The sequence below is a fragment of the Microbacterium salsuginis genome (assembly GCF_012524205.1).
Lineage (GTDB): Bacteria > Actinomycetota > Actinomycetes > Actinomycetales > Microbacteriaceae > Microbacterium > Microbacterium salsuginis.
In genome coordinates this window covers 534172-545035 of record NZ_JABACI010000004.1, presented here as the reverse complement: position 1 = coordinate 545035, position 10864 = coordinate 534172, and the positions used below count along the sequence as shown (strand labels likewise).

The 10864-nt window shown below is 69.0% G+C and carries 11 protein-coding genes; 9 read left to right on the top strand and 2 right to left on the bottom strand.

Features of this window, described 5'->3' with window-relative positions:
- The first annotated feature begins 79 nt into the window (after nt 1-79).
- The 6 genes from HF576_RS14375 to HF576_RS14350 all read left to right on the top strand — a co-directional run bounded on the left by HF576_RS14375 (nt 80) and on the right by HF576_RS14350 (nt 6440).
- Nucleotides 80-631, top strand: coding sequence for an ECF transporter S component (locus tag HF576_RS14375; RefSeq protein WP_168913478.1), 552 nt, complete (start codon nt 80-82; stop codon nt 629-631).
- 90 nt (nt 632-721) lie between these two features.
- Nucleotides 722-2563: an ABC transporter ATP-binding protein gene (locus tag HF576_RS14370; protein ID WP_168913477.1), complete on the top strand. Its 1842-nt coding sequence runs from the start codon at nt 722-724 to the stop codon at nt 2561-2563.
- Complete coding sequence (locus HF576_RS14365; protein WP_168913476.1) at nt 2560-3411, top strand: energy-coupling factor transporter transmembrane component T family protein; 852 nt, start codon at nt 2560-2562, stop codon at nt 3409-3411. The genes HF576_RS14370 and HF576_RS14365 overlap by 4 nt, the downstream gene beginning before the upstream one ends.
- A 110-nt stretch (nt 3412-3521) precedes the next feature.
- Nucleotides 3522-4397 (top strand): siderophore-interacting protein, encoded by an 876-nt coding sequence (locus HF576_RS14360; protein WP_168913475.1) that lies wholly within the window; start codon nt 3522-3524, stop codon nt 4395-4397.
- Nucleotides 4394-4975: an ECF transporter S component gene (locus HF576_RS14355; RefSeq protein WP_168913474.1), complete on the top strand. Its 582-nt coding sequence runs from the start codon at nt 4394-4396 to the stop codon at nt 4973-4975. Before HF576_RS14360 ends, HF576_RS14355 begins: the two co-directional genes overlap by 4 nt.
- Before the next feature lie 91 nt (nt 4976-5066).
- Nucleotides 5067-6440: an FAD-dependent oxidoreductase gene (locus HF576_RS14350; RefSeq protein WP_168913473.1), complete on the top strand. Its 1374-nt coding sequence runs from the start codon at nt 5067-5069 to the stop codon at nt 6438-6440.
- A 67-nt stretch (nt 6441-6507) separates the two neighbouring features.
- Here HF576_RS14350 and HF576_RS14345 read toward each other — a convergent pair whose 3' ends face one another.
- Nucleotides 6508-7107 (bottom strand): TetR family transcriptional regulator, encoded by a 600-nt coding sequence (locus HF576_RS14345; RefSeq protein WP_168913472.1) that lies wholly within the window; start codon nt 7105-7107, stop codon nt 6508-6510.
- Nucleotides 7108-7215: 108 nt separating this feature from the next.
- Between HF576_RS14345 and HF576_RS14340 the strand changes: the two genes are divergently transcribed.
- The 3 genes from HF576_RS14340 to HF576_RS14330 all read left to right on the top strand — a co-directional run bounded on the left by HF576_RS14340 (nt 7216) and on the right by HF576_RS14330 (nt 9579).
- The gene (locus HF576_RS14340; protein WP_168913471.1) at nt 7216-7776 is read left to right on the top strand and encodes a DUF308 domain-containing protein; all 561 of its coding nucleotides are present in this window, start codon (nt 7216-7218) and stop codon (nt 7774-7776) included.
- On the top strand, nt 7773-9188 hold the full coding sequence (locus HF576_RS14335) for a dihydrolipoyl dehydrogenase family protein (protein WP_168913470.1): 1416 nt from the start codon (nt 7773-7775) through the stop codon (nt 9186-9188). Before HF576_RS14340 ends, HF576_RS14335 begins: the two co-directional genes overlap by 4 nt.
- 85 nt (nt 9189-9273) lie before the next feature.
- Nucleotides 9274-9579: an EthD domain-containing protein gene (locus HF576_RS14330; RefSeq protein ID WP_168913469.1), complete on the top strand. Its 306-nt coding sequence runs from the start codon at nt 9274-9276 to the stop codon at nt 9577-9579.
- Between the two features lie 60 nt (nt 9580-9639).
- Here HF576_RS14330 and HF576_RS14325 read toward each other — a convergent pair whose 3' ends face one another.
- Nucleotides 9640-10803 carry an acyl-CoA dehydrogenase family protein gene (locus HF576_RS14325; RefSeq protein ID WP_168913468.1) on the bottom strand — a complete coding sequence of 388 codons (1164 nt, stop codon included), beginning with the start codon at nt 10801-10803 and terminating at the stop codon, nt 9640-9642.
- Between the last annotated feature and the right edge of the window lie 61 nt (nt 10804-10864).

Genomic DNA, 10864 nt, shown 5'->3' with positions numbered 1-10864 from the left:
CAAACGTAACTCCCAGCCCACTCTCAGTAAATGAGAGCTCCGTGAGAATGGCTTCACCGGCGACAAGTACCCTGGGCAGGTGGCCCGAGTTTCCCGACTGTCGACGAGCGTTCTGCTCACTTGCGCGGCGATCGGGGTGGCGACCGGTGCACTGCAAGCGGGCGCGGGCGCGATCAGCGGGTTCGTGTCGGCCGGTGTTCCGCTCTTGTACGGGCTCGTGCTCGGCGTCCATGTGCTCCCCGGTGTGATCGCACAGGACGTGCTTCGACGCCCGTGGGTCGCACTCATCACCCACCTGATCGCTGCCCTCGTCGCCAGTGCCGTCGTGCCGCTGTGGATCGGCCGGTACATCGGCACCGCGCTGCTGATCGGCGGGCTGCAGGAGCTGATCGCAGCGATGTCGCGCTACCGCCGCTGGGAGCCCTGGCGCTTCTTCCTCTCCGCCGTCATCGTGGGCGCCGTGATCGCGGTCGCGATCTGGTTCGCCGCAGACGTCTCTCGCTTCCCGGCGTGGGGTCAGATCGTCTACGTCGCCTTGTTCGTGCTCGGCCCCGTGGGCTGGACGGCCGTCGGCCTGGGCGTCGGCAGCGCACTGCGTCGAGCCGGAGTCGCGCGACGCAGCCGGCCGTGAGACAGCATCCGGTCACGCGTCGCACACCGGAATAGCCATGTGGGTTAGGGCACGCTAAATTAGGGAAGCCTTAGTTACCCTGATGATCGGATGCCCGTGTCCTCTGCCGTGCCGCTGCTGCGTGTGCGCGACCTCGGCATCACCCACGACGGCGAGACCACCCGGGCTCCTGCCTCCGTCTCGTTCGACGTCGCACCCGGCGAGGTCGTGCTTCTTCTCGGTCCGAGCGGCTCGGGCAAATCGACCCTGAGCCTCGCGCTGAACGGACTGATCCCCCACGCCGTACCCGCGACCGTCACCGGCTCGGTGGTCGTGGACGGCCTCGACACGAACGCCACGACGGTGGCCGAACTCAGCACCCGTGTCGGCATGGTCTTCCAGGATCCCGACGCCCAGCTGGTCACCGGCACGCTCCTGGATGAGGTGGCCTTCGGTCCTGAGAACCTCCGGATGCCGGTGGCCGAGGTGCTCGCGCGCGCCGAGGCGGCTCTGCGCCGGGTGGGTCTGTGGGAGCGACGCAGCGAGAACCCCGACCGCCTGTCGGGCGGCGGCCGCCAGCGGCTGGCGATCGCGTGCGCCCTCGCGATGGGGTCGCCGCTGCTCGTGCTCGACGAACCGACAGCGAACCTCGATCCGCGCGGGATCGAGGAGGTGTACGACGCCCTGGCCGAACTGGTCGCGGCGGGCGATCGCGCCATCCTGCTGGTGGAGCACAACCTCGACGCCGCGGTCGGCTTCGTCGACCGGGTGGTCGTACTCGACCACGAGGGCCGCCTCGCCGCCGACGGCACCGTCGACGACGTGCTGCGCGGCCGCGCCGAGGAACTGCACGAGATGGGCGTGTGGCTGCCGGTGTCGTCGATCGCCGCGCTGCGCCTGCGGCGGGCAGGATACGTGCTCGACCCGCTGCCCTTGACGCCGGCTGAGCTGCACGCCGCGCTCGAGACGGCACCTACCCCCGTTCCCCGCTCGTCGGGCGAGCGGAGCGAGACGAACCGCGTGGCACCGGCGCCGATCGTCGGCTCGAGGCATTTCGTCTCGCTCGTTCCTCGCTCGCTCACCGACCAGGAAGAGGCGTCCTTCCCGCTCATCACAGTCCGCGACCTGAGCCTGCGCCGGGGGCGCAGCGAGGTGCTGCACGGCATCGATCTCGACATCGGCCGTGGCGAGTTCGTGGCGATCGTCGGAGCAAACGGCGCCGGCAAGACCAGCCTCATCCAGGCGATGGCCGGGGTCGTGCCGCCACCTCGCGGCGCCGTGACGGTGGACGGCATCGATGTCGGCCGTGCCGACGCGCGCACCCTCAGCTCGCGCATCGGCTTCGTGTTCCAGAACCCCGAGCACCAGTTCATCGCCCACACGGTTTTCGACGAGATCGCGCACGGCCTGCGACTGCAGCACCTGCCCGAAGACGAGGTGCGCACCCGCGCCGAGGCGCTGCTCGACCGTTTCGGCCTTGCCGGCCGCGCCGAGAGCCACCCGTTCCTGCTGTCGGGCGGCCAGAAGCGCCGGCTCTCGGTGGGCACGGCGCTCGTCGCCGGCGCCCCTGTGCTGGTGCTCGACGAACCGACCTTCGGCCAGGACCGCGCTCGCGCCGACGAACTGCTCGGCCTGCTCTCCGAGCTGAACGACGACGGCACGACGATCATCGTCGTCACGCACGACATGCAGCTGGTCACCGAGTACGCCGATCGCACCGTCGTGATGGCGGACGGCCGCGTGCTCGTATCCGGCCCTACTCCGGAGGTCTTCGCCGACGCCGCGCTGATCGAGCGCGCCGGCCTTCGGCTGCCGCCCCTTCGGCGTGCCCTGCACGGCCTGCAGCGGCATCCGGAACTCTCGCGCATCGCTCGGCTCACGGATCTTCCCGATGCGCCGACGCCGACCCCCTCCGGCGTCGCATCGCCTGCTCGCGCGGGAGGTGCGGCATGACCGAGTCCGCCCCACTGCTGGCCGTACAGGCGCCCGACGCACGGTTCGATCCGTATGCGCAGCGGATCGAGGCATCCCCCGTCCGCTTCCTGTATGCCCTCAACCCGCTCGCGAAGCTCGCCGCGCCCTTGCCCGCGATGATCGTGCTGATCTTCGTACGGGATGCCGCGACCCCGGCCGCGTTCCTCCTGCTGGCCTACGCCGTGCTGCTGGTGGGTGCGCGGTTCACGCGCGTGCTCGCCGGCGTGCTGCTGCTGGCGCTGCCGCTGGGCGCGCTGGCCATCGGCTTCGGCTTCTCACTGTGGACGGATGCGTCACAGGTCGACGACACCCCGGTGTTCTGGCAGATCGGCGGATGGACGCTGTACCAGGGCGCTCTCGCGATCGGCTTCGCGACGGGGCTGCGCCTCGCGGCCATCGTCGCCCTCACCCTCATCGCCGGCCTGTCGACCACCGGCCCCGACCTTGTGCGCGCCAGCGTGCAGCACCTGCGGGTGCCCTACCGCATCGGCTACACGGCCCTGGCCGCCTTCCGGTTCGTGCCCCGGTTCGGCCACGAGCTCGATGTGATCCGGCAGGCGCACCGGGTGCGCGGATCCCACGGCGGCCGCGGTCCGTTCACCGCCGTCGCGCGCTGGTTCGGCTATGTCGTGCCGCTGATGGCCGGCGCGATCCGCCACGCCGAGCGCGTCGCGCTGGCGATGGACTCCCGCGCGTTCGGCGCCTATCCCGACCGCACCGAGCGGCATCTGGTTCCGTATCGCGTGCGCGACACCGTCTTCATCGTGCTGTTCTGGGCCGCCTCGGCCGCCGTGCTCTGGCTCTTCTTCCCGTGGGGCCTCGGCTAGCCGGAGCGCTTCGCGATCCCCCTCGACCGCATACCGACCATCGCCAAATCGACCATCGCCAATCGACCATCGCCAAATCGACCATCGCCAAATCGACCATCGGAGGACACATGGCCCAGGCCAGTCGACTCGTCAAGCCCGAGACCCAGGGACTCGTGCATCTGACCGTGCTGCGCACCGAGCGCCTGGCGCCGCACTGGATGCGCGTCACGCTCGGCGGCGGCGAGATCTCGCAGTTCCGCCACATGGGCTACGACCAGTGGTTCCGCATCTTCCTGCCGCTCGGCGGCGACGAGGGTCTCGACCGCCTCCCCGCGAAGGCGAACAAGATGTTCGGATACCTGCGGTACCTGCGCATCCCCGACGGCGTGCGGCCGGTGATGCGCAACTACTCGGTGCGCGCGTACCGCCCGGCGACCGAGTCGACAGGCGCCGAGATCGACGTGGACTTCGTTCTGCACGGTTCGGCCGCCGACGGCACGGCAGGCCCCGCCTCACGGTGGGCCGAGACCTGCGAGCCCGGCGAGAGCGTCGTCATCATCGACGAGGGCCTGGCGTTCAATCCCGCGCGCGGGGTCGACCGAGTGGTGCTCGTCGCCGACGAGACCGGGCTTCCCGCGATCGCGAGCATCTGCGCGACGCTGCCCGCCGACTCCTCGGGCTTGGCGATCATCGAGGTGCCGTCGGCCGAGGACGCCCTCGACTTCCCCCATCCGGCCGGGATCACGGTGCGCTGGATCGTGCGCGAGCACGGCATCAAGCCGGGATCGCTCGCGTTGCAGGCGCTGACCGGAGCGGCGCTCCCGGATGCCCCGTTCCACGCCTACATCGTGGGCGAGCAGGCACTTCCGACCGAAGCACGACGGCACCTGGTCGGTGAGCGCGGGGTCTCGAAGGACCTCGTGAGCTTCTGCGGATACTGGCGGGTCGGGGCGTCGTCGCCCACGCCGAAGTCGCAGGCCGCTCCCGCGGAGGTGACGGCATGAGCCGCTCCAACCGCGCCCAGGTCTCGACCGCCTACCTGCTGACGTGCGCCGCGATCGGCGTCGCCGGCGGCATCGTGCTCGCGGCGGGATGGTGGATCTCGTCGATGCTGTTCATCACCGTGCCGCTCATCTCGGTCGCGATCGCGGGATTGTGGCTCATGCCCGCCGTCATCGCGCTGCGCCTCATCCAGCGCCCCTTCGCCGGCCTGCTGGTCGGGCTCATCTCGGGGCTCGTGCTCGCGCCGTTCTTCACCGTCGGCGCCATCGGCACGACGCTGTGGTGGGCGCTGTTCGCCGAGCTCGGCTTCCTGCTGGTGCTGTACCGGTTCTGGCACACGTGGCAGCACTACGCGAGCGCGCTCATCGTCAGCATCGTCTACCCGATCATGGCGGCCGCGTCCTTCGACCTGTGGACGATCCCGCTCGGCATGCAGATCGCCTACTTCGGCGTGACGCTGGTCAGCTGCTTCGCGGGCACGTGGCTCGGCATCGTCGTCGCGGATCGCTTGCGCAAGGCGGGCGTTGCGAAGCTCGCGCGGCGCCGGACGCCCGTGGCGGCAGCCGAACCCGCCGCCTGACCCCGCCGCGCTGGGGGCTGTCGCCTCCACGCCGCTAGGCTCGCGGCGAGCGGGGTCGGCGTGCGCCGCTGTGGGGCGACGGAGGTGCGCGATGGCATTCGATCACGCGGTGGTCGTCGGTGCGGGCATCGGCGGACTGCTCTCGGCAGCGGCGCTCGCCCCGCGCTTCGACCGCGTGACGATCCTCGAGCGCGACGAGCTTCCCGCTGATGCCACGCACCGTCGCGGGGTTCCGCAGGGCGAGCAGATGCACGTGCTCCTCGCGATCGGCCAGGATGCCATCGAAGAGCTGCTGCCAGGGATCGGTGCGGCGTGGGCGGATGCCGGGGCGGCATGGTTCGACTCGACGCGCGACGTCGCGAGCTTCAGCTCGCAGGGATGGACGGCTCGCGGCCCGAGCGAGGCCTGGACCTACGGCCTCCGTCGTCTCGTCCTCGAACGGACCGTGCGCGACCGGATCCGCGGCATCCCGAACGTGACGATCGAACAGGAAACCGTGACGGGCCTGCGAGCATCACGCGACGGCATGCGGGTGACCGCGGTCGAGTTGCGGGGTGACTCGGCCATCGAGGCGGATCTCATCGTGGACGCTTCGGGCCGCACGTCGCACGCGAGGGAGTGGATCGCCGCGCTCGGGTTCGAGCCACCGGTCGCGCATGAGATCGTCAGCGACATCGTCTACTCGACGGCCCTCGTGCGGCTCAGGGACGACGCGCTGCGAGCCGACATCCGGGGTGTGCTCGCCCCGCCGACACCGATCAGCCCCCGCGGCGCCGTACTGCTCCCATGCGGCGACGGGCTGCACCAGATCGTCGCGGTCGCGCAGAATGCGTCTCGGGCGCCCGCGGGCCGCGACGAGTTCCTCGCGGAGCTGGACGAAGCCCCGACGCCGGTCATCGCCGACGCGGCTCGCCGGGCCGAGTTCGTGGACGACCCGAAGCCCTTCAAGATCCGCGGAACGCGCCGGACCCGGTGGGAGGACATGGCCTCACGACCGGACGGCTTCGTCGCGGTCGGCGACGCGGTGCTCGCCCTGAACCCGATCTACGGGCAGGGCATGTCCGTCGCGGCGGTCGAGGCCCTGACCATGCGCGACCTCGTGGCGAGCGCGGATGCCGCAGACCCGGCGGGCCTTGCGCGGCGTATCCAGGAGGCGTTCCGCTCGACGCTGGACTTCGTGTTCGACTCAGGTCTCCGCAGCGACGCCCGGTTCTCAGCGACCACGCTCCACGGCGTCGAGGCGCCGCCCCCGCCGAAGAGCCGCGTTCTCGGCGCGCTGGCGACCGAGGACTGGAAGGTCGCCGTCGCCCTGCGTTACGTCAGCCACTACTTCTCGGCAGCGCCGGTCCAGCGGCCCGAGATCCGGGCGCGTATCCGGGCCTGGTCTTCGAGCGGGCGTCGGCCGCGCAACCCCGACCCCGCCGTCGTCCCGAAGCCGTTCGACGGACAACCCCTGCCGCGCTGAGACTTCAGGCCGTAGCGAACGGATGCCGCGCACGGAGCAGACACCACGGGCGTTCGCCCAGTTCGGGCTATGCCGGACTCGGGGTCGCGATGACTGATGCGAACGCCGCGGCGAGCGAGTCCGCGACCTCCTCGGGCGTGCCCAGATACCCGCTCACCATCCCGCCATCTCGCAACAGCATGAGCTGCCGGGCCACCGCATCAGCACGGCGCGGCTCGGCCTCACCCGCGACCGCGTTGAAGTAGTCGAACATCCATCGGCGGTGCGCGTCGACCGTTCGTCGGACCGGATCCTGAGCGTCGGAGAATTCGGCAGCCGCGTTGATGAAGGCGCATCCGCGGAACCCAGGCCGGCAGCTGGCCTCGCCGATACCGACAGCGAGAGCGCGCAGCGTTCCCACCGGATCACCCGGTCGATGCTCGCTCTGCATCCAGTTCCGCTCGGCCTCGGCTTGCTGCTCGAGATACTGGATCACCAACTCGCCCTTGTTGCGGAAGTGGCGGTAGAAGGTCACCTTCGTGACGCCGACCTGCTCGATGATGCGGTCGGCGCTGGTGGCGCGGATTCCCTGGGCGTAGAACAGCTCGACAGCAGCTTCGAGGATTCGTGCGCGAGTGCTGGGCCCGGAGGTCGTGCGTGGCGTGTGCTCGCCAAGCTCTGCATGCACCTGCTGCTCCGATCTGGGTTGTTCCTGGTTGCCCCGGCGAGATTTCTATCCTAGAGTCAACTATGTAGACGTACTAGTAACTCTACATCCGCCATGCGAAGGAAGATCATGATCTCTGCCGTTTCATCCGTTGCCCTCGGCGTCACTCTGCGCCGCCTCTACTTCATCCGGTTCGCGTTCGCTCTCCTTTGGGCGGCGCTGGTGTTCACCGCCGGGAGCGCAGCAGGTCCACTCCAAACGGTGCTCCTGGTGCTCTACCCGCTCGTCGACGCGGGCGCCGTCCTGATGCAGATTCGCTCCGAGGGCGATTCGCGCGGACCTCGTCCGGCCGAGCAGATCAACGTCATCCTGAGCACGCTCGCCGCGATCGCTCTCGCATGGGCGTCGACGGTTTCGACCCCCGCGGTTCTGCTCGCGTGGGGCGCGTGGGCGATCGTGTCCGGTCTGACACAGCTGGTGGCTGCGATTATCCGCCGCAAGTCACACGGTCAGGTGCCGCTCATGATCAGCGGCGGCATCTCGATTCTCGCCGGCGGGGCGTTTGCTGCCCAGGGCCTGCAAGGGGGCGGCACCGTCGCCGGCGTCGGCGGTTACGCCGTTCTCGGTGGGATCTTCTTCCTCATCGCCGCCATCCGCTTGAGCATCTCCCTGAAGAAGGTCTCAGCATGACGGCGTTCGACTACGACCTGATCGTCGTAGGCGCCGGCCCGGTCGGCGAGAACGTCGCAGACTACGCCCTCAAGCAAGGTGTTCGCGTCGCCATCGTCGAATCCGAGCTCGTGGGAGGTGAATGCTCGTACTGGGCCTGCATGCCTTCGAAGGCGCTGCTGCGCAGCGGTCACGCGATCCGGGCCGCGCAGCGCCTCGCGGGAGCTCGCGAGGCCGTCACCGGCACGATCGACACGGCAGCCCTGCTCGCCAGACGCTCAGAGTTCACCGACCATTGGAACGACCACGGGCAGGTCGCCTGGCTTGATTCCGCCGGGATCGAGCTCATCCGCGGCCACGGACGCCTCGTCGGACCGCAACAGGTACAGGTCGGTGAGCGCGTGTTCAGGGCCAAGGCCGTGGCACTGGCGACCGGATCGGTTCCCTTCGTGCCGCCCATCCGGGGTCTCGGTACCGCCGCGGGTTGGGGAACTCGAGAGGCCACTGCGGCCGACCATGTCCCGGCGCGCCTGATCGTCATCGGAGGAGGCGTCGCCGGCACGGAACTCGCCTTTGCCTTCGCGTCGCTCGGGTCGAAGGTGACTGTGATCTCACGGACGCAGCTGCTGGACCAGGAGGAGCCGTTCGTCGGGGAATACGTCGCCGAAGCGCTCGCGGGCGAAGGTGTGGACGTTCGTCTCGGCGTGATCCCTGAGCGTGTGGTCCGCCATCACGACGGCACCGTCGGCGTGCTCCTTCCCGACGGGACGGATCTGCACGCCGAGGAGATCCTGGTCGCCACCGGTCGGCGCCCGAACACCGGCGATCTGGGCCTCGAGACCGTTGGACTCACACCGGGCGCAGCGGTCCCCGTCGACGACACCATGCTCGTCGAAGGGACCGACTGGCTCTACGCGGTGGGCGAGGTGAACGGGCGCGTCCTCCTGACCCACCAAGGCAAGTACCAGGCACGCGCCGCCGGCGAAGCGATCGCCGCGCGCCTGCAGGGCAGACCCGTGGACGACGCGCCTTGGGGAGCACATGTCGCGACCGCCGACCGTCAGTCGGTGCCACATGTGGTGTTCACCGACCCCGAGGTCGCGAGCATCGGTCTGACCGAAAAGCGTGCGCGGGTCGCCGGCATCCCGGTTCGAGCCGTCGAGTACGACCTCGGCTGGGTGAGTGGCGCGAAGCTGCACGCCGACGGATACACCGGACGTGCCAAGCTCGTCGTCGACGAGGATCGCCAAGTCGTCGTGGGTGCGACCTTCGTCGGTCAGGACGTTGCCGAGCTCCTCCACTCCGCGACGATCGCCGTCGTCGGAGAAGTGCCGATCGAGCGCCTCTGGCATGCAGTGCCGTCGTACCCGACGATCAGCGAGGTCTGGCTTCGGCTTCTCGAAGCCTACGGACGCCCCGACCGCAGCCAGTAGTCCCTCACCCCCGCGGCGGGAAGACGACTGACCCGCGGGGGGACATCACGATTCAACCTCGCTACAACATCGAAGGAGCAAGCCAATGCCGACGAAGATCACCCTCATCTTCGACAACCCTGCCGACGTCACCGCGTTCGAAGCCGAGTACACCCGCGTCATCGACCTGGCCCGTCAGCTTCCGGGTCTGCAGCGCCTGGAGGACGCGAAGGTCTGGCCGAAGGAGGACGGAACCGCGACCCCTGCGCACCGCACCCTCGAACTCTACTTCGCCGACTATGACGAGGCCTCGCACGCCGTGACGACACCGATCGGAGGAGAGTTCTTCCAACGCGTCGTCGGTACGGGGACCGCCTTCACCGGCCTGTTCTCGGACATCCAAGGCGCTTGATGCAGACAACACGGCCATCCTCGATCTCGAGGATGGCCGTGTTCGTCCGCGAACGGATGCTCAGCGCTTGCCGACGATCTGGCGGCTCACGATGTCGCGCATGATCTCGTTCGTGCCGCCGTAGATGCGATGCACGCGCGCGTCGAGGTAGGCGCGGGCGATCGGGTACTCGGTGATGTAGCCGTAGCCGCCGTGCAGCTGCACGCCGATGTCGAGCAGCTCGGCCTCGCGGTCGGTCGTCCAGAACTTGACCTTCGCGGCCTCCTCGGCGGTGAGCTTCTGGTCCTTGTAGAGCATCATCGCGCGGTCGACATAGGTCCACATCACGTCGACGGTGGTGGCCATGTCGGCGAGCTTGAAGCGCGTGTTCTGGAAATCGGCGATGCGCTCGCCGAACGCCTCACGGCTGAGGGTGTAGTCGCGCGTCCAGACGAACGCAGCCTCGCCGGCGGCGGCTGCGGCGACACCGATCGAGAGGCGCTCGAGCGGCAGGTTCATCATGAGCTGGATGAAGCCCTGACCCTCCCTGCCGCTGATCAGGTTCTCGTCGGGCACGAACACATCGGTGAACGAGAGCTCCGCGGTGTCCCACCCGTGGAAGCCCATCTTCTCGAGCTTCTTGCCGTGGTCGAAGCCCTCCATGCCGTTCTCGAGGATCAGCAGGCTGAAGGCATCCGGGCGGTTCCCCTCACCGGTCTTGACGAAGGTCACGACCATGTCGGCCGTCTTGCCCGAAGAGATGAACGTCTTCGCGCCGTTGACGATGTAGCCGCCGTCGACCTTCTTCGCCGTCGTCTTGATGCCGCGCAGGTCGGAGCCTGCGCCCGGCTCGGTCATCGCCAGGGCGCCGAGGATCTCACCGGTCGCCATTCCCGGCAGCCACTTCTCCTTCTGCTCCTGGGTGCCCATGTGCACGATGTACGGAACGGCCAGGTCGTCCTGGATGCCGAGGGCACCGGCGAGCGAGCCGAGGCCCGCGCTGATGGTCTCTTCGAGCACGACCGATCGGAAGCGATAGTCCTGCAGCATCCCCGCTCCGCCGAACTCCTCCGGGACGGACAGGCCGATGATGCCGGCTTCACCGGCGGCGAGCATGGTGGCGCGGTCGATCTCGCCGGCCTCGTCCCACTGCTTGCGCTTCTCGTCGGACGCGTAGCGCTTGATGAACTCTTTGACGACGTCGCGGAACGCCTCGTGGTCCTCGTCGTAGATATCCCGCTCCATGGCAGGCGAAACCTCTCTCCTCGTCGAGCCCGCGACGCTGCTTTCTGCCGCGGCACGTCGA